This is a genomic window from Nakamurella sp. A5-74, from assembly GCF_040438885.1.
In the GTDB taxonomy this organism is placed as follows: Bacteria; Actinomycetota; Actinomycetes; order Mycobacteriales; family Nakamurellaceae; genus Nakamurella.
Map to the genome: position 1 here is coordinate 2,892,046 of NZ_CP159218.1, position 18,856 is coordinate 2,910,901.

At 68.3% G+C, this 18,856-nt stretch carries 17 protein-coding genes; 10 read left to right on the plus strand and 7 right to left on the minus strand.

Annotated elements, in window-relative coordinates; all coding sequences use genetic code 11:
- Positions 1-11: 11 nt before the first annotated feature.
- Complete coding sequence (locus tag ABLG96_RS13270) at positions 12-1,193, plus strand: SGNH/GDSL hydrolase family protein (protein ID WP_353647852.1); 1,182 nt, start codon at positions 12-14, stop codon at positions 1,191-1,193.
- Between the two features lie 110 nt (positions 1,194-1,303).
- Here the strand turns inward: ABLG96_RS13270 and ABLG96_RS13275 are convergent, their stop codons facing one another.
- Both ABLG96_RS13275 and ABLG96_RS13280 read right to left on the minus strand, forming a co-directional pair.
- Positions 1,304-1,705: a cytochrome c oxidase subunit 4 gene (locus ABLG96_RS13275; RefSeq protein ID WP_353651497.1), complete on the minus strand. Its 402-nt coding sequence runs from the start codon at positions 1,703-1,705 to the stop codon at positions 1,304-1,306.
- A 98-nt stretch (positions 1,706-1,803) separates the two neighbouring features.
- The gene (locus ABLG96_RS13280; RefSeq protein ID WP_353647853.1) at positions 1,804-2,796 is read right to left on the minus strand and encodes a cytochrome c oxidase subunit II; all 993 of its coding nucleotides are present in this window, start codon (positions 2,794-2,796) and stop codon (positions 1,804-1,806) included.
- Positions 2,797-3,120: 324 nt separating this feature from the next.
- Between ABLG96_RS13280 and asnB the strand changes: the two genes are divergently transcribed.
- Positions 3,121-5,055, plus strand: a complete 1,935-nt coding sequence (gene asnB, locus ABLG96_RS13285) for an asparagine synthase (glutamine-hydrolyzing) (protein ID WP_353647854.1) — start codon at positions 3,121-3,123, stop codon at positions 5,053-5,055.
- Between the two features lie 106 nt (positions 5,056-5,161).
- Here the strand turns inward: asnB and ABLG96_RS13290 are convergent, their stop codons facing one another.
- Positions 5,162-6,121, minus strand: a complete 960-nt coding sequence (locus ABLG96_RS13290) for a carbohydrate kinase family protein (protein ID WP_353651498.1) — start codon at positions 6,119-6,121, stop codon at positions 5,162-5,164.
- A gap of 192 nt (positions 6,122-6,313) precedes the next feature.
- Here ABLG96_RS13290 and ABLG96_RS13295 point away from each other — a divergent pair, with 192 nt between their 5' ends.
- Positions 6,314-7,843 carry a hypothetical protein gene (locus ABLG96_RS13295; RefSeq protein ID WP_353647855.1) on the plus strand — a complete coding sequence of 510 codons (1,530 nt, stop codon included), beginning with the start codon at positions 6,314-6,316 and terminating at the stop codon, positions 7,841-7,843.
- Between the two features lie 145 nt (positions 7,844-7,988).
- Here the strand turns inward: ABLG96_RS13295 and ABLG96_RS13300 are convergent, their stop codons facing one another.
- Positions 7,989-8,369: an iron-sulfur cluster assembly accessory protein gene (locus ABLG96_RS13300; protein WP_353647856.1), complete on the minus strand. Its 381-nt coding sequence runs from the start codon at positions 8,367-8,369 to the stop codon at positions 7,989-7,991.
- 458 nt (positions 8,370-8,827) lie between these two features.
- Between ABLG96_RS13300 and ABLG96_RS13305 the strand changes: the two genes are divergently transcribed.
- Entirely contained in the window at positions 8,828-9,499 is a 672-nt protein-coding gene (locus tag ABLG96_RS13305) for a DUF3043 domain-containing protein (protein ID WP_353647857.1), read from the plus strand.
- Positions 9,496-10,137: a TetR/AcrR family transcriptional regulator gene (locus ABLG96_RS13310; RefSeq protein WP_353647858.1), complete on the plus strand. Its 642-nt coding sequence runs from the start codon at positions 9,496-9,498 to the stop codon at positions 10,135-10,137. The genes ABLG96_RS13305 and ABLG96_RS13310 overlap by 4 nt, the downstream gene beginning before the upstream one ends.
- Positions 10,138-10,230: 93 nt before the next feature.
- Here the strand turns inward: ABLG96_RS13310 and ABLG96_RS13315 are convergent, their stop codons facing one another.
- Entirely contained in the window at positions 10,231-11,679 is a 1,449-nt protein-coding gene (locus tag ABLG96_RS13315) for an amidase (protein ID WP_353651499.1), read from the minus strand.
- Positions 11,680-12,149: 470 nt separating this feature from the next.
- Here ABLG96_RS13315 and ABLG96_RS13320 point away from each other — a divergent pair, with 470 nt between their 5' ends.
- The 5 genes from ABLG96_RS13320 to ABLG96_RS13340 are packed head-to-tail and all read left to right on the plus strand — an operon-like array spanning position 12,150 to position 15,813.
- Positions 12,150-12,377 (plus strand): hypothetical protein, encoded by a 228-nt coding sequence (locus ABLG96_RS13320; protein WP_353647859.1) that lies wholly within the window; start codon positions 12,150-12,152, stop codon positions 12,375-12,377.
- Positions 12,374-13,294, plus strand: a complete 921-nt coding sequence (locus ABLG96_RS13325; protein WP_353647860.1) for an ABC transporter ATP-binding protein — start codon at positions 12,374-12,376, stop codon at positions 13,292-13,294. Before ABLG96_RS13320 ends, ABLG96_RS13325 begins: the two co-directional genes overlap by 4 nt.
- A complete protein-coding gene (locus tag ABLG96_RS13330; protein ID WP_353647861.1) occupies positions 13,291-14,061 on the plus strand; it encodes an ABC transporter permease in 771 nt (256 codons plus the stop codon). The genes ABLG96_RS13325 and ABLG96_RS13330 overlap by 4 nt, the downstream gene beginning before the upstream one ends.
- Positions 14,062-14,086: 25 nt before the next feature.
- Entirely contained in the window at positions 14,087-15,211 is a 1,125-nt protein-coding gene (locus ABLG96_RS13335) for a histidine kinase (protein ID WP_353647862.1), read from the plus strand.
- A complete protein-coding gene (locus tag ABLG96_RS13340; protein ID WP_353647863.1) occupies positions 15,208-15,813 on the plus strand; it encodes a response regulator transcription factor in 606 nt (201 codons plus the stop codon). The genes ABLG96_RS13335 and ABLG96_RS13340 overlap by 4 nt, the downstream gene beginning before the upstream one ends.
- Positions 15,814-15,921: 108 nt before the next feature.
- On the opposite strand, the gene gltX is transcribed toward ABLG96_RS13340, so the two are convergent.
- Complete coding sequence (gene gltX / locus ABLG96_RS13345; RefSeq protein WP_353647864.1) at positions 15,922-17,433, minus strand: glutamate--tRNA ligase; 1,512 nt, start codon at positions 17,431-17,433, stop codon at positions 15,922-15,924.
- 291 nt (positions 17,434-17,724) lie between these two features.
- The gene (locus tag ABLG96_RS13350) at positions 17,725-18,825 is read right to left on the minus strand and encodes an NADH:flavin oxidoreductase/NADH oxidase (protein ID WP_353647865.1); all 1,101 of its coding nucleotides are present in this window, start codon (positions 18,823-18,825) and stop codon (positions 17,725-17,727) included.
- Positions 18,826-18,856: the final 31 nt, after the last annotated feature.

An 18,856-nucleotide genomic window follows, 5' to 3' on the forward strand; every position in this document is an offset into this window, starting at 1 on the left:
AGACTGGGAGCATGGCCGACTCCGAGCTCTCCCCCACTGCCATCACCGCATCGATCCTCATCGGGGCTGCCGAACTCGAGCAGCGCGACGGGGCCGTCGTCCCGCACCGACTTCCCCGCTGGGTGCGGGAACAGAACCTGGATGACGCGCAGTTGCTGATGGCCCAGAGCCACTGCGCCGGTGTCCGGCTGCGATTCCGCACCCGGGCCACCGTCCTCCAACTGGAGACCCGACGGACGACGACGGTGCTGCGCGGGCTCCCGCCGCGGCCGGCTGGGGTCTTCGACCTGCGCATCGACGGCGCACTCGTCGAGCAGCGGACGGCTTCCGGCGGCACCACCGTCGTGGTGGACATGACCACCGGCGAGCGCGAGGTGCAGCAGACGCCGACGTCGATCATCGCCTTCACCGGACTTCCGGGAGGTGCGAAGGATCTCGAGCTGTGGTTGCCCTGGAACGAAGCGGTCGAGCTGGTCGAGCTGCGCAGTGATGCCCCGCTGGAGGCGATCCCCTCCGACGGCCGGCCCGTGTGGCTGCACCACGGCAGTTCCATCAGCCACGGCTCGAATGCAGCCAGCCCCACAGGAACCTGGCCGGTGATCGCAGCAGACCTGGGCGGTGTCGAGCTGATCAACCTGGGGCTGGGCGGTAGCGCGCTGGTGGACCCGTTCCTCGCAAGGACGATCCGCGACACTCCAGCAGACCTGATCAGCCTGAAGCTGGGGATCAACCTGGTGGGCACCGATCTGTTCCGGCTGCGGGCGCTCGGCCCCGCGGTCCACGGATTCCTCGACACCATTCGCGATGGCCACCCGGAGACCCCCCTGCTGGTGATCTCCGCGCTGCACTGCGCCATCCACGAGCAGACGCCGGGGCCGGGCTCCTTCGACGTCCAGGCAGCGCAGCAGGGGCAGGTGCGCTTCATCGCAACGGGTGATCCGGCCGAGGTGCCGGCCGGTCGGTTGACGCTCGAAGTGATCCGCGAGCAGCTGCGCCTGATCGTCGAACAGCGTTCAGCGACGGACGAACACCTGCATTTCCTCGACGGGCTGCAGCTCTACGGCGCCCAGGACGAGCGGGACCATCCGTTGCCCGACGCCCTGCACCCGGATGCCGCCAGCCACGCCCTGATCGGTGAGCGGTTCGCCAGGGCCGCCTTCGGGCCTTCGGGCTGCTTCGCCGCGCACCCCTGATCGCCCCCTCGGTGGTTGCGACGCGACGGGATCTCGTCTCGCTCGTCCCTCGCTCGTTCGATCGGCGAACGGTGACGGGTGTCGAGCGAAGACGGGCCGTGCGGGCCGGGTCAGTGGACGGCGGGCCCGCGGTGGTACTCGAAGATCAATCCGACGACGCTCATCAGCAGCAGGCCGGCCATGATGATCATCAGCCAGACCAGCAGGAATGCGGTCGCCACGGCGAACACCGCCGCGGAAGCCGCGAGGGTGAACGGCCAGTAGGAGCCGGGCGAGAAGAACCCGAGATCGCCTGCGCCCTCGGCGATCTCGGCGTCGTGGTCCTCCGGTCGCGGGCCGTCAAGGCGTCGGCCGGTGAACCACAGGAAGCTGCCGATGAGGAACGTCAGACCGGCCGTCAGGTAGAACCCGACGATACCTACCTTCTCGCCCGGCGCGAGGATGTGGTAGGCCACCCCGGAAATGACGAAGAACCCGGTCAGGGCCAGGAAGATGGTCGCCTCGACGCCCAACCCCTTCGAGGACTCACTGGCCGAGAGGTCGCCGCTCTGTCGTTCGTAGTCCTGGTCCTCCTCGTGCACTGCGGGGCCCACCTTGCTGTCGTCGGACATCAGTTGCCAGCGTTCTGCGGGGCCGAACGCGCTTGCCGGTCGGTGTCCAACGGGTGCGTCGTCGTGGCCAGTGGCGCGCACAGCTCACCGCACGACGGGACCGTCGCCTGCACCCGGGAGAGGGCTTCGGCGGCCTTGAACGGAACGCCGGTGGCCGGGTTGACCTGGCTGCGGATCTTGACGTACGCCTGGTACGCATCCTCGGGCACGCTGCGGACCTCGAAGTTCATCGCCGAGTGGTAGGTGCCGCAGAGCTCGGCGCAGCGACCCACGAAGGCGCCGGTGCGCTCCAGCTTGACCTGGAACACGTTGCCTCCGTCCGGCTGGTTCTGGGCCGGGAAGGGAAAGACGTCGCGCTTGAACAGGAAGTCCGGCACCCAGAAGGAGTGGATTACGTCCTTGCTGCGGAGGTTGAACTGGATCGTCTTGCCCACCGGCAGGACCAGCAGCGGGACCTCGTCACTGGTGCCGACGGTGTGCACCTCGGTGTTGTTGTACCAATCGGCGTCCCTGGCGGTCGCCGGCAGCGCGACGGCTCCTGGGACCTTGGTGCCCTGGTACCCGAAGTCCCAGTTCCACTTGAACGCGGTCACGTCGATCGTGACGTCCGGGTTCGCGGTCTTGGCCAGCACCTTGTTCTGGGTGGTGACGGTGAAGTAGAACAGCACCGCGACCAGCACGAACGGGATGGCGGTGCACACCAGCTCGAACGGCAGGTTCTCCTTGGTCTGCTTGGGATACAGCGGCGAGTTCGGGCGCTGGCGGTGCTTCGCGAACGCCCAGAACATCGCGCCCCAGACGATCACACCGACGATCAGCGCAGCGATGAACGCTGCCGACCAGAAGTACTGCATGTGGCGACCCTGCTCGGTGGCGCTGACCGGCCAACCGAAACGGGGGAGGTCCGACAGCGAGCAGCCGCTCAGCAACACACCGGCGAGCACCAGCAGGCCTGTGAGTCCGAGCCGTCGGAGCGCCTTGGAGCGTGGCACGTGATCCCGCCTTCCCTACGCGTTCCGCACGTTCTCGCGTGTCCTGACTCGCGTGTTTCTGATCAGTCGCACAGCATCGCCACACGACGCTTCCGAGGTTACTTCACCCGCAGGCCCTCACGGATACCGGGATCCCGGCGCGTTGAACACATCACGGCGGCGCGCACCGACCCGCCCGGCGTTCGGTCGATCAGCCCGACGGTCGCAGTGGTCGGGGATACTGCTGTGGCGGTCGTCGTCCCTCGGCGGCCGCGGACAGGGTGCTGAAGGCGGCGGGCCGATGGCGCGCCGAGCAACCCCAAAGACGAGATCGGTGGAGCGCACGTGTGTGGATTGATCGGTTTCCTCTCGACGGCCGGCCCGGAGGGCGCGGCCAGGCGCGTCGCCGACGTGGCCGCCGGACTGCCGCTGTGCCGTCACCGGGGTCCCGACGAGCCCGGGACGTGGCACGACACCGACGTGGTGTTCGGCTTCAACCGGCTGGCGACGATCGACATCGAGCACTCCCACCAACCGCTGCGCTGGGGCCCGCCGGAGTCTCCCGACCGGTACGCCCTGGTGTTCAACGGTGAGATCTACAACTACCTGGAACTGCGGGCCGAACTCGCCGCCGATCACGGCGCGGCGTTCGCCACCGAGGGTGATGGTGAGGCGATCGTCGCCGGCTACCACCATCACGGCGCCGGATGGGTCTCGCGACTGCGCGGGATGTTCGCGTTCCTGATCTGGGACACCCAGGACCGTGTGCTGTTCGGTGCCAGGGACCCGTTCGGGATCAAGCCGCTGTATTCGGTGCGGACCGAGGACGGCTTCGGTTTCGCCTCGGAGGCCAAGAGCCTGCGGGCACTGCTGGACCGGCCCGCGGTCGTGGATCCCGTCGCGCTGCAGCACTATCTGGTGCTCCAGTACGTCCCCGAGCCGGAGTCGATGGACGCCCAGTTGCGGCGCGTCGAGTCGGGTACCCACTTCACCGTGCGGCCCGGTGATGCCACTGCGACCGCGCTGCCGACCGTGCGCTACTTCAAGCCGAAGTTCACCAGCGTGCCGGTCAACTCCGACGGTGATCGCGCTGATCTCTACAAGCGGATCGCCGACGTGTTGGACGACTCGGTCGCCAAGCACATGCGGGCCGACGTGACCGTCGGCTCCTTCCTCTCCGGCGGGATCGACTCGACGGCGATCGCGGCGCTGGCGAAGCGCTACAACCCCGACCTGTTGACGTTCACGTCCGGCTTCGAACGTGCGGGCTACTCCGAGGTCGACGTCGCTGCCGAGTCGGCTGCCGCGATCGGTGTCGAGCACATCGTCAGGGTGGTCAGCGAGGAGGAGCTCACCAGCACGCTGCCGTTGATCGTCTGGTACCTGGACGATCCGGTTGCCGACCCGGCGCTGGTACCGCTGTACTTCGTGGCGAACGAGGCCCGCAAACGGGTCAAGGTGGTGCTCTCCGGCGAAGGTGCAGACGAGTTGTTCGGCGGCTACAACATCTACCGCGAGCCGGCCAGTCTCAAGCGGTTGACAGCGCTCCCGTCACCGCTGCGCAAGGGTCTGGCCGCGGTCGGACGAGCACTGCCACAAGGCTTCCGGGGGCAGGACATGTTGCGCCGGGGCTCCCTCGACCTCGAGGAGCGCTACTACGGCAATGCCAGGATCTTCCGCGAGGAGCAGTTGTCCGGGATGCTGCGCAGCTACTCCCCCACGGTCTCCTATCGCGACGTGACCGACCCGGTCTACCAGCTGTCCCGCGACACCGATCCGGTGTCCCGCATGCAGCACGTCGACCTGTTCACGTGGCTGCGCGGCGACATCCTGGTCAAGGCCGACAAGGTCACGATGGCCAACTCGCTGGAGCTGCGGGTGCCGTTCCTGGACAAGGAGGTCTTCGAGGTCGCCAGGAGCATCCCCTCGATCGAGAAGATCACCCCCCGCACCACCAAGTCCGCGCTGCGCAAGGCGATGGAACTGATTGTTCCGCCGCACGTGCTGAACCGTCGCAAGCTCGGGTTCCCGGTGCCCATCCGACACTTCCTGGCCGAGGGCTCCTACGAGTGGGCCCGGCAGGTGATCCTGGACGCGCAGACCGACGAGTACCTCGACAAGACGGTCGTGCTGGCCCTGCTGGACGCGCACCGCGCCGGCGAGGCCGACCACTCCCGGCGGATCTGGACCGTGCTGGTGTTCATGATCTGGCACGGCATCTTCGTCACCGGCGCCATCACCCCGACGGTGCCGATGCCGACCTACCCCGTCCGGCTCTGACCCGTCCGGCTCTGACCCGTGCTGCTCCGGCCCGAGCAGCACGGACCCCCGCGCAAGTCTGACCCGAGCAGCTCAGCCACGGGCGGGCGACCTGGCGGGACGCGCGTCACCAGCCGATGGCGGTGGTGATCTCTGCTGTCGCCGCTTCGCCGTAGGCGTCGGCCAGACGCTGCTGTGCGACCGCGGCGTCGAAGGCGTACTCCTGGGTGCCGGTCGTCTCCAGCACCAGGACCGCCATCAGCGATCCGAGCTGGGACGAACGCTCCAGGGAAAGACCGGTGGAGCGACCGGCCAGGAAGCCGGCCCGGAACGCGTCACCGACACCGGTCGGGTCGACCTTGCCGTGCTCGGGCACGACCGGAACGGTCAGTGAGGTTACCGCAGGGTCGTCGGTGATGTCGCCGTGGATGCCGGCGATCTGCACCCCGGCAGCGCCGTGCGTCGTGATCCGGTAGTGCACGTGGTCCAGGATCTGCTCCTGGGACAGCCCGGTCTTGCCGGTCAGCAGCCCGAGCTCGTAGTCGTTGCTGAACAGGTACTGAGCACCCTCGATCAGGCTGCGTGCCTGCTGTCCGTCGATCCGGGCGAGCTGCTGTGAGGGATCGGCGGCGAAGGTGATGCCGAGCTCCCGGCACTCCTGGGCGTGCCGGACCATCCCCGCAGGATCGCCGGCGCTGATCATCACCAGCTCGACGCCGCCGAGCTGCTGGATGATCGGGGCGAGCGCGATCTCCCGGGATCGCGCCATGGCGCCGGCGTAGAAGGAGCCGATCTGGTTCATCGCGTCATCGGTCGTGCAGACGAACCGGGCCGTCTGCACATCCGTGCATCGCAGCACATGGGCGCATTCGACGCCGTGCCTGCTCAGCCAACCCTCGTACTCGTCGAAGTCGGCGCCCACCGCGTCCACCAGTACCGGCCGGCGGCCCAGCACGCCCATCCCGAAGGTGATGTTTCCGGCCACTCCCCCGCGGTGCACGACCAGATCGTCCACCAGGAACGAGAGCGACACCCGCTCGAGCTGATCGGGTAGCAGCGACTCGGTGAACTTTCCGGGGAAGTGCATCAGGTGATCGGTGGCGATCGAGCCGGTGACGATGATCGGCTGGTTGGCAGGAGAACTCGACACGAAACGGCTCCGGGGGTCGGGTGCGTGGGCGGGCGGAATGACCGGCTTGCGGCCGGGCAGGTGCGGCGAGAAGACCACCGGGCAACGGGGCGAGACTACCCGTCCCCGCGGATTGGGTAGGTTCACCACGTGCGCACTCACCGCCGTGGCCGTCCCGTCCGCCTGCTCGCCGGATGGCTGCTCGTCCCGCTCGCGGTGTCCGCAGGTCCCCTCGCCGCCGCTCCGGCCGGTGCTGCCGCGCCGCCGATGACGGCGGCCGTGACCCGACTTGCCGAACCGCTCGCGCTGGTCACCGCACGCACGGTGCTTGCGACGCTCGGCAGCGCGGCGGCCGCCGCCACCCCGCAAGCAGCGCTCAACGCTGCCGTCACGCAGGCTGCGGCCCGTGGGGTGAACACAGCAGCGGTGATCGCCGACCGATCGACCGGAGCGGTCCTGGCCTCCGTCAACCCGGACCAGCAGATCGCCTCCGCGTCCCTGGTGAAGCTGTACACGGCGGTGTACTACGGCATCCGCAACCCCGCCCTCATCCCTTCCCTGGCCGAGATGATCCGGGTGTCCCGCGACTCGACCCAGTCCTCGCTGTGGAGCACCTCGATCGTCCCGTGGGTCGCCGCCCGGTACGGCCTGACCGGTTCGGCCAACAGCGCCGCCAGCGCCTCCGGCTGGTGGGGCACGGTGCGGGTGACGGCACGCGACCTGGTGCGATTCCAGTACCGGATGGAACGCGACTCCGCGGTCAACGGGTTCCTGCCGCAGGCCATGCAGCAGGCCGCCGACGTCGGGTCCGACGGCTTCGACCAGAACTTCGGCGTCAACGCGCTGGCCGGTTCCGGTTCCAAGCAGGGCTGGACGACGATCGTCAACTATCCGTCGAGCAACGTCTACGGTCTCCACTCGGTGGGCTTCACCAGCAAGTACTACATCGCGATCCTGCAGACCGCGAGCAGTGCGACCGGCTACCAGCCGATGCGGGAGACCGTCACCGCGACCGCCCGCGCGCTCGCCGCGTCGTCGGTCGCACCGCCGCGCACTCCCTATCCGAAGCTGGTCCGGGCCGAGGCGACCCGTTTTGTCGCCAGTCTGTACTTGCATGTGTTGGGCCGCTCCGGTACGGACGCGACCCTCATCGATCGGCTGGCGAGGGGTCTGATGTCCCGGGGGCAGGCAGCGAACGCCATCGTGCGCTCGAACGAGCGGTACACGCAGCTCGCGCGCTGGTACTTCCTGGCGTGCCTGGGCCGGTCGGGTGGCGTCGAGTACGCGGCAACGTTCGCCCGGCAACCACACCTCGCGGCAGTCCAGTCGATCTGCGGAGGTCAGGGTGCGTGGGACGTCGCCCGACGGGACGGCACCACCTACCTGGGCCGGATCCTTCGGGTGCTCTGGCAACAGACGCCGAGCAGCAGCGATCTCGCGAGATACTCCTCGATCCTGGCGAAGCAGGGTCGGCCGTCGGTGATCAACACCGCGACCCAGGATCCGCGGTTCAAGAAGCAGTGGCTGAACCGGGCCCACCTGCAGATGCTGGGCCGCCCGGCCGATGCCGGCGCGGTTTCGCGCTATCCCTCGGCCAACGTCCGGATCCACGGACTGGAGGAGATCTACGCGGGAATCCCCACGACCGGTGAGTACTGGAAGAAGTGGGTCCGTCCCTGAATCGGGTCCGCCCTGCCTCGGGTCCTGGACCCGGGACTGCCCTCACCCGGAGACTGCTCTGACCCGAGAACGACGGCGGCGGGTCCCCGGTCACCGAGGTGACCTGAGAACCCGCCGCCGGACCCGGATTTCCCCGGGGGCACGATCAGTGGAAGCTGTCTCCGCAGGCGCACGAGCTCTGCGCTTGGGGGTTGTCGATGGTGAAACCCTGCTTCTCGATGGTGTCGACGAAGTCGATGGTCGCGCCGTCGAGGTAGGGACGGCTCATCCGGTCGACCGCGAGGCCGACGCCTTCGAACACGACCTTGGCGTCACCGTCAAGGCTGCGGTCGTCGAAGAAGAGCTCGTAGCGCAGGCCCGAGCAACCGCCCGGCTGGACGGCGATCCGCAGCACCATGCCGGGGGTGCCGTCCCGATCCAGCAGGGCCTTGGCCTTCTCCGCGGCGGGCGCCGTGAGGGTGACGCCGTGGGCGGCTTCCGGAGGTGCTGTGGTGGTCTCGGTGTCGGTTCCGATGGGAGCGCTCATCTGATGTGAACCCCTGTTCCTCTTGCTTGGTACGGACAGCTGGTGCGGGCAGGCCCGTCGGGCCATCCGCCGTATTCGAACCGGCGCGGGCGTCGTGCAGTGCCGCGGTCGGTGCCACTGCTGCAGTGATGTCGACTGCGGCGTCGAACCTTCACTACGGCCGTCGCTGAGTTGCTGGGTGCGGTGTTGCTCTGTGCGGTGTTGCTCTGTGCGGTGTTGCTCTGTTGCCGCGTGCGGTGCTGCTGTACTCGATACTGCCACGCCTGCCGCCGCATTCGACGTTGGTGCCCCGCGGTGTGCAGCGCGCCACTCCGTGAGGGGCGCTGTCCGCTACAACCACTGCCGACTCCGGACGATTCCCGCCTGCGCAGCGACGCCGTCCGCTCCAGCACAGTGGGGTGGCCAGGTGCAGCTCAGCGGCGGTGACGGCGCCGCCAGCTGCCGGTAAGCTCCCGAGTGTGAACCTGCTGCGCCGCTCCGCGAAGACCAACGATGCCGACGAGGGCGTCTCGCTGTCGAAGGGCGCGTCGGCACAGGCCGCCGCTGCAGCCGCGGCCGACGCAACAGTTGCTGCCAAGCAGGTGGGCAAGGGACGACCGACGCCCAAGCGCAGCGTGGCAGAGGGTCGCCGCCGCGGCCCTGTCGCTCCCCCGCCGAAGACCCAGCGGGAGGCGATCAAGCGCTCGCGCGCCGGTACCAAGTCGCTGTCCAAGGATGAGCGGCGCGCGCTGTCGGCCGAGCGGCGGGTGAAGATGGCCCGCGGCGACCAGGCCTTCCTGATGACCCGGGACAAGGGCGACATCCGTGCGTTCGTCCGCGACCAGGTCGACCTGCGTCGCAACTTCGCCGGGCTGCTGATGCCGATGGCGATCATCTCCTTCATCATCCTGCTCATCCCCAACGCCTACCTGCAGACCTTCGGCCCGCTGGTGCTGTTGGTGCTGATCCTCGCCGCCGTCGCCGACACCACCGTGTTGGGCAGTCGACTTGCCAAGCAGGTGCGCACCGAGTTCCCGAACGGAGACGGCAGCACGCTGTCCCGCACCGGTCGCGCGCTGGGCTTCTACGCCTTCAACCGCGCGATCATGCCGCGCCGCTGGCGGGTCCCCAAGCCGCGTGTGAAGCGGTGACCGCGGGTTCGTCCGACCTCGGGGCCGTGCGCCCTGCCGACGCGGCGAGCACCATCTACCCGCCGGAACTGCCCCCTCGCAGGAGTGCCCTGCGGCGGGAGCAGATCATCTCCTCCGCGGCGGAGCTGTTCTCGCGCAACGGGTACGCCGCCGTCGGGATGAACGACATCGGCGCGGCCAGCGGTGTGACCGGTCCGGCCATCTACCGCCACTTCGAGTCGAAAGCCGCTCTGCTCGCCGCTGTCATCGACCGGGTGATCGATTCGGTGATCGTCCTGGAGCGGCCCGACGAGGGTGGTCCCGCGGTCCAGCAGCTGGACGCCTCGATTGCCCGGTACGCGGCGGCCGTCGCCCGCCAGCGCTCGGTGATGGCGGTGTTCGTGCGTGAGGTCCACCACCTACCGGCCGCGCAGCAGGACAGCCTGCGGCGACGGCAGCGGGAGCTGGTGCGGAACTGGCGGACCCTGCTCGGCGCGAGCCGGACCGATTGGAACAGCGAACAGGTGCGCACCGCGGTGCACGCGGCCTTCGGCCTGCTCAACTCCGTCGGCCTCTTCTCCAGCCCGCTGCCGGACGGCGAGCTCGCCCGCCAGCTGGCCCGCCTGACCCGGGCAGCCCTCGGACTCCCCCAGACCTGACCTTCGCGGACTCCACGGTCGTTTACCCACCACATTCGCGGACCCCACGGTCGTTTGCCGCCCACCTTCGCGGACCTCACGGTCGTTGCCCTACTACGGAGCCTCGAAGCCGCCGATCTCCTGCTCGAGCAGTTCGGCCAGCTTGAGCGGTGTCCGGTCGTGGAACATCGGGCCGATGAGCTGCACGCCGACCGGCAGGCCCCCCGGGGACCGCCCGGCGGGGATGGCGGTGGCGGGCAGGCCGGGCATGCTGGCCAGACCAGCCCAGACGAGTTGGTCGAAGTAGGGGTGTTCGATGCCGTCGATGTCGATGCGGCGTTCCAGCGGGTCGGGGTTGTGGTCGTGCGGGAATGCGGGGGTGGGCGTGATCGGACACACCACGGCATCGAACTCGGCGAAGAGCTGACGCCAGGCGTGGCGGTGCAGCTCGCGGAGGTGGGTGACCTGCAGCCAGTCGCGGTGGCTGAACACCATGGCGCGGAGCCGGACCGCGTCCAGACTCTCCTCGTCTGCGCTGAGTCCGGCCGCGCGGGTCCGCAGCTGCTCGTAGTCATCGACGGGGAAATGAGCAACCGAGCCCGAGAACAGCAACTGGGTGTACAGCAGGGCGGACTCCGTCAGATCGGGCAGCAGCGGAGTGTGCCGCTGCACGCTGGCTCCCCCGCCGGCGAGCGCGTCGGCCACCCGCGCCACCCCCGCCCGCACCGCTGAGCCGGTCGGGATGAGGGGATGCTCGTCGAGGACCAGGACCCGGAAGTCACGGAGTCGCTCGTGGCGGGCAGGCGGAAACGTCAGCGTGTGCGCCAGGCCGAGCGTCACCGGATCCGGTCCGGCCATCACGTCGAGCAGGAGTGCGAGATCGCGCGCAGTGCGCGCCATCGGACCGACGACGGCGAGGTCGAGGTCCACCGGCAGTGCCGGCGCGTCCGGAGCGACCATGCCGCGGCTCGCCACCAGCCCCAGCGTCGGCTTGTGCGCGTAGACACCGCAGAAATGCGCGGGAGTCCGCAGCGAACCGGCGAGGTCGGAGCCGATGGACAGGGCGCCGAAACCGGATGCCAGGGCGGCCGCCGAGCCGCCCGACGATCCGCCCGACGTGCGGGTGTGGTCCCACGGGTTGTTGGTGGTGCCGTAGATCTCATTGAAGCTCTGGATGTCCTGCAGTCCCACCGGCACGTTGGTCTTGCCCAGCACCACCGCGCCCGCAGCCCTGAGCCGCGACACCTGGAGCGCGTCCTCGGACGGAAGATGGTTGCGGTGCTGCGCCATCCCCCAGTTCGTGGGCAGCCCGGCCACGTTGTACGACTCCTTGACCGTCACCGGAACACCGAGCAGCGGCCGGTCCTCGCCACGTGCCCGTGCCTCGTCGGCCGAGCGCGCCGCGGCCAGGGCGCGGTCGAAGTCCGGCACGCAGATTGCATTGATCACTTCGTCGTCCCGCTCGATGCGGGCTATGGCTTCCTGCGTCAATTCTACGGACGTCACCTCACCGGTACGAACAGCAGCTGCGGACTCTTCGGCGGAAAGAAAGCTTGTATTCATGGCTCCGGACGTTATCTGTGCGCCGTGGGAGCCATGAAATGCCGTGCCGCACAAGGGGATCGTGGGCGGAGAAACCTCTGCGGTGAAGTCGGACCCTCGTTCTGGCATCGAAATGGCTGCGGTGCAGGTCAGCGGTTCGACAGCCACGCCCTGCACCGGCGCAGGACACGAAATCCCGGTCGATGCAACGAGAGGATCGTCGCATTTGAGGGGCCACCTGGACCCTGCGGTGCGTGTTCTCGTTCGCGCTGCTGACATCACCACGCGTCGTCCTCGACGATGCCGCACACCACCAGTTCGCGTCGGTCGAGTAGCTCCACAACCGGCCCGGGCATGCGCCATCCGGATTGCTCACCCCATGTCGCGCAAGCGATCCATGACATTCGACATGGCCGAACCATGACGATGTCACCTCAGGTCATGCACGTGCGCACTGTGCTCCCGGCGCAGATACACCCACGATGGAAAGCATGAAACAACCCGACGAAGGAAATCTGTTCACCGATCTCATGGAGCTCGGACCAGCGCCCACCATGGCCCGTGAACTTGTCGTCATCATCATTTCCGTCGCGATGGTCGCGGTGATCTTCACGGTCTTCGGTCCGACTGTCCCGATGGTCGTGGCCGCCGGCGTGATCGCGGTGTTCCTGGGTGTCCGGTTCGTCATCGGTCTCAGGCACTGGAGGACGCGATCGTGAGCACCATCGACGTCTCGGGAATGACCCGCCGCTACGGATCCGGGAAGAACTCGTTCGAGGCCGTCAAGGGCCTCGACCTGCAGATCCAGGAAGGCGAACTGTTCGGCCTCCTCGGCACGAACGGAGCCGGCAAGACCTCGACGCTGGAGGTGATCCAGGGGCTTTCCAGGCCCAGTGAGGGTTCGGTCCGGATCATGGGGATGAACCCGGTGTCGGAACGACGCAAGGTGCGCCCGGTCCTCGGGATCATGCTGCAGAAGGGTGGTCTTCCTCAGGATCTCACCGCAGAGGAGAGCCTGCGCATGTGGGCCGGGACATGCAGCAACCCACTCCCGGTCGGTGAGGTGCTGGCCCGCGTCGACCTCACCGGTCGCGCGACGACCCGGGTGAAGTTCCTGTCGGGTGGCGAACAGCGCCGACTCGATCTGGCGTGCGCGATCATCAACCGCCCCCGAGTCCTGTTCCTCGACGAGCCGACCACCGGCCTCGATCCCGAGAGCAGACGCAACACCTGGCACCTCATCCAGGACCTCAAGAACTCCGGCGTGACGATCATGCTGACGACGCACTACCTGGATGAGGCGGAGTCGCTGTGCGACCGGCTGGCCATCATGCACCGCGGCAGCGTCGTCCGCAGCGGAACCGTCGACGAGGTGGTCGCCGGGCACCCGGCGCACATCCGGTTGAAGGTCCCAGGGGTGGCGCTGCCGCACCTGTCCGGGACGGGCATCGAGGTCCGCGGTGACGACGTCACCATCACGACCTCCTCGGCGCAGGACACCCTCACCGACCTGCTGGTCTGGGCCCGCGAGAACCGGGTGTCGCTGTCCGGACTCGACGCGCGAGCCGCGTCGCTGGAAACAGTGTTCCTCTCCATCGCAGACCAACTCGACACCACAGAGGTGATCAACGCATGAGCACGATGACAGCCCTGTCCCGAGCGGAGTTCACACTGCTGGGACGCAATCGTGTCCTGCTCTTCAATGCCATCGTCATGCCGCTGGTATTTCCCGTCGCGCTGCTGATCATCGGCACTCGCAACGGCGGTCTGACCGACGCAGGCGTCGCGGCGGCACTGCAGAGTTTCGCGCTGCTGCTGCTGGTGTTCGTCGTGTTCTACAACCTGCTGTCCGTGTATGCGACGCGGCGGGACGAGTTGGTTCTCAAGCGGCTCCGGACGGGCGAGAGCACCGACGCTCAGATTCTCCTGGGGCCCGCCGTGCCCTCGCTGCTCCTGTGCGTGATCCTGAGTGTCGTGGTCGGTGGCGTCGTCGTCGCGTTCGGTGGCGGTGTGCCGGTCAACGTCCTGCTGGTGGCGCTGGCCCTGGCGGGAGGCGCGGTGCTGTTCGGGGCGCTGGCGCTGATCACCTCCGCGTTCACCCGCAATGCCGAGGCTGCGCAGATCACCAGCCTGCCGGTCGTCCTGCTCGCCATGGTCGGCACTCCGCTGGTGCGTGACGCGGTGCCGGCCGCCCTGGGTGACGTCATCTCCCTCACCCCGCTGGCCGCCGTGACGGACCTGTTGAACCTGGGCTGGTTCGGGACCGTGACCCCGGGTGGAGCGCCCCACGGTTTCGCCGGCACGTTCTCCGGGGCCGGCGCGCCGGTGCTGGTCATGCTGGCGTGGATCACCGGATGCGTCCTGATCGCCCGCACCCACTTCCGGTGGGAACCACGGTTCTGATCACCCGTCTGCAAGGCTGTGACGCATGAGAGTTCGGGACTACCTCAACCCGATGCACGGTTGGCGTGAGGCCAGTGACGTCGAGAAGGTCCGGGTGTACACCCGACAGTCCTTTCTCATGATCGTCGCCGGGGTGACCATCGCCCTGACAACCCAGGCCGTGCACGACCGCGACCACGTCGCCGTGGCGGCGGCACTGGTGTGTGCCGCTGCCACTGTGGTGATCCTGCGACGCACGCCGCGACTGGGCGGTACGACGGCGGGCAGCATCGGCGTTCCGCTGATCGCCCTCGGGGTGGCCACCGCAACGCTTTCGGTGTTCGGCAGCATGCAGAGCATCCTGTGGACGGCGGTCCTGGTCACCACTGCAATTGCTGCGCACCTCGACCGGCGGTGGTCGATCGCAGCTGTGGTCGGCCCGGGGGCACTGGCCGCTGCGCTCGGAGCAACGGCCGTGCAGGCAGTGTTCCTCGGACTCTCGATCGCGTTCATGACGGCGACCGTCAGACTCTCCATGTGGTTGCTGCAGATCGTGGCCGAACTCGATGCCACCCGGAACGCAGCGGCCGCACTGTCGGTGGCGGAGGAGCGATTGCGCTTCGCACGCGACCTGCATGACGTGGTGGGGCGCGCGCTTTCTGCCATCGCGGTCAAGAGTGAGTTGGCGGCAACTCTCGCCAGACGCGACGACGACCGAGCTGCCGCGCAGATGGACGAAGTTCGCGCACTGGCGCACGATTTCATGAAGGACGCCCGAGAACTGGTGCGTGGCTATCGCACGATCGACGTGGCCTCCGAGATCGTCGGTGCGCGAGAACTGTTGTCCTCCGCAGGGATTCGCACGGAGCTCGTCGGCGACGTGATGACCGTTCCACCCGACGCGGCCGAGCCGGCGGCTTGGGTGGTTCGTGAGGGTGTGACGAACATTCTGCGTCACTCCCGGGCCACCTACTGCCGCATGGAGTTCGACGTCACCGGCATCCGGATCGTCAACGACGCACCCGCGCCGACGGGCAGTGCTGACGGAGGCACGGGCCTGAGTGGGCTGCGCGAGCGGTTGACCGCAGTCGGTGGCCGGCTGAGCGTCACCACGGATTCGAGGACATTCGCCCTGACTGCCCATTTCCCGTCATCGGAGGCGCTCCCATGATCAGAGTTCTACTGGTCGACGACGAGAACCTGATCCGGACGGCGCTCGCCACCATGCTCGATCTCGAGAGCGACGTGGAGATCGTCGGCCAGGCGGATTCCGGCGAGACCGCGCTGGCCGGGATACAAGGGTGGAGGCCCGATGTCGCGGTGCTCGACCTGCAGCTCGGCGGGATCGACGGCATCGAGACGGCCCAGCGGATCACGGGACTGGTGCCCCGGTGCGCCTCCATCATCGTCACCAGCCACGGTCGGCCCGGATATCTGAAGAAGGCCCTGGCAGCCGGGGTGCGCGGGTTCCTACCGAAGACCACGTCGGCGGCCACCTTGGCCGATGTGGTGCGGACCGTCCATGCCGGCGGCCGCTACGTCGATCCCGCCTTGGCCGCGGAAGCGATCGGGGCAGGCGACTCACCCCTCACACCGCGAGAGGCCGACGTTCTCGAGTACGCGGCGGACGGCGCTTCGATAGCGGAGATAGCCCAGCGCGCGCACCTCTCCCCTGGAACGACCCGGAACTATCTGTCCGCTGCAGCCACGAAGCTCGGCGCCGTCAACAGGCACGAGGCGAGCGCAGTAGCCCGTCGGCACGGCTGGATCTGACCGGAACCGTTGCACCACAGGAGTTCTGGCACCAGCCGTCGGCGCCGTGACCGGATGCTCCCAGGCTTCCCCCGCCTGGACACCCGGCCGACGAGTCGGCCCGGAACATCAGAGCGTGTCGCGCAGCAACGCCAACCGGGTGAGCGTCTCGTCCCTGCCGAGGATCTCCATCGACTCGAACAGCGGCGGCGAGATGCGCACCCCCGACACGGCCGACCGGATCGGGGTGAAGGCCACCTTCGGCTTCAGCTCCAAACCGTCGATCACGGCAGCCCTGATGGCACTCTCGATGTTCTCGGTCGTCCACTCGTCCACCGGCTCCAGGGCAGCGATCGTCGCCGTCAGCACCTCGGCGGCGCCGTCCTTGAGCTGGGCGCGGGCATCATCGGCGATCTGCAGGTCGGCCGCCGCAGTGAAGAACGGTCGGACGTAACCCGGTGCCTCGCTGAGCAGCACCAGGCGGGTCTGGATCAACTCGGCGATGGCCGCCAGCTTCTCCCTGTCTGCGCCCTGCGGAGCCTCGGCGAAGACTTCGTCACGGACGCAGAACGGGATGATCGCGTCGATGAACGTCTCGCGATCCAGCTCGCGGATGTAGGTGCCGTTGAGCCAGTCCAGCTTCTTCAGGTCGAAGATCGGGCCGGCCGAACTCACCTTGCTCCAGTCGAAGCGCTCCGCGAACTCCTCGAACGTCATCATTTCGCGTTCGGTGACGACGCCCTCGTCGTCGGTGGTGATGATCGGCGGATAGCCCAGCAGCGCCAGGAAGTTGATCAACGCCTGCGGCAGGTAACCCTGCTCGGCGAACCAGGTGAGCCTGGCCGCCGGGTTCTTGCGCTTGGAGATCTTCGACTTGTCGGTGTTGCGCAGCAACGGCATGTGCGCGAAGACCGGCTCGTCGAGCCCCAACCACCGGTACAGCAGCAGGTGCTTCGGGGTGGAGGAGATCCACTCCTCCCCGCGCACGACGTGGGTGATGCCCATCAGGTGATCGTCGACCACCACTGCCAGGTGATAGGTCGGGAAGCCGTCGGCCTTGAGGATCACCTGGTCGTCCGGCATCGGTGCGTTGACCTCGCCGCGGATCAGGTCGGTGAAGCGGATCGGCGCATCCTTCGGCACCAGCATCCGCACCACCGGGATCTCCGAGAAGCCGGGCAAGGTCGCGCGCTGCTCGGCGGTCTTGCCGTAGCACAGTCGGTCATACCCGGTGGGGCGCTTGGCCTTCTGCTGCGCCTCGCGCATCTGCGTCAGTCGCTCGGGGGTGCACCAGCACCGGTAGGCGTTGCCCTGCTCGATGAGCTGCTCGACGAACGGGCGGTAGGTCTCCAGCCGCTCCGACTGCCGGTACGGCTCACACGGGCCGCCGATGTCCGGACCCTCGTCCCATTGCAGCCCGAGCCAGTGCAGCATGTCGTACAGCTGCTGCTCGGAGTCCTCCCGGAAGCGTGCCCGGTCGGTGTCCTCGATCCGCAGCAGGAAGCGGCCGCCGACATTCCGGGCGAATGCCAGGTTGAACAGCGCCATGTAGGCGGTGCCGACGTGCGGATCGCCGGTGGGCGAGGGTGCGACGCGGACACGGACGGTGCCGGGCAGGATCCCGGAAGCATTCTCAGTCATGACCCGTCGATCCTATTAGTCCCCGCGGCGCCTGGCCCACACAGCAGAGGGCGGTGGTGTGCCGGGTCCCGCCCGGCGGGCCACCACCTTCGACAACTCGAACAGAGACCCGCGGTGGACGAGCAGTAACCCTCGGCGGGCGTGATCTGGCGAGCGTGTCGAGACCCGGCAAGAAACGCGACACCACCGGTGATCGAGCGACCGAGGAACGAGGGAGTCGAGATCCCGATGAGTTCACGACGGAGTCCTGACACGCTCGTTCTCGCTGCTCGACCAGCGTCGGACCGCCAGTCAGCGCCAGGCGCCGCGCTCGTACTGGGGCGGGTAGGGCAGGTCGTGGTGCCCGACGCCCAGCTCGTGGCCGGCCCGGAGCGGCCAGGACGGTTCCCGCAGGCCGGCCCTGGCGACGAAGATCGCGTCGGCATCACCCCGCTCGAGGATCTGCTCGGCCTGCGCGGGCTCGGTGATCATCCCGACTGCGGCCACCGGGACGCCGCCCGTGGCGCGCACCTGCCGCGCGAAGGGCACCTGGTACCCCGGACCGACGGTGATCTGCTGCTCGGCCACGGCGCCGCCGGACGACACGTCCACCAGATCAACACCGCGCTGAGCGAGCTGCTGGGAGATCCGGGCGGTCTGCTCGACGTCCCAACCTCCCTCTGCCCAGTCGCTCGCCGAGAACCTGACGAACAGCAGCGACTCCGCAGGGAGCACCGCCCGCACCGCGTCGACCGTCTCGACCAGCAGCCGGGTCCGCCCCGCGAAGTCGCCGCCGTAGCGGTCGTCGCGATCATTCACCAACGGCGAGAGGAACTGGTGCAGCAGATAACCGTGCGCTGCATGCAGTTCGACGACATCGAACCCGGCCAGCACCGCGCGCTCCGCCGCCGCGGCAAACTGTGCTGGGAGCGCCGCCACCTCGTCGGTGTCCAGACGACGGGGCGCCGCATACCCGGTGAAGGCGTGGTCGGTGGACGAGACGGTCAGCCAGCCGTTGTGCTCTGCGGGCACCGATCCGGTGTGGTCGTCGAACGGTCGGTAGGTGGAGGCCTTGCGGCCGGCGTGGGCGAGCTGGATCGCCGGCACCGCGCCCTGGGCGCGGATGAAAGTGGCGATCCGCTGCCACTGCTGCTGCTGCGCCTCGTTCCAGATGCCGGCGTCCTGCGGGCTGATCCGACCCTCCGGGACGATCGCCGCCGCCTCGGTCATCACCAGGCCGTAGCCGCCGCTGGCATGAGCACCGAGGTGCACCAGGTGCCAGTCGGTCGGGATGCCGTCGCGGGCTTCGCAGCTGTACTGGCACATCGGCGCCAGCCAGATGCGGTTGCGGGCGGTGACGCCGCGCAGCGTCAGGGGTCGGAACAGTTCGGGGGTCGTCGATGCAGTGGTCACAGTCACCCCAGGGGCAACTCGACGACGCGAC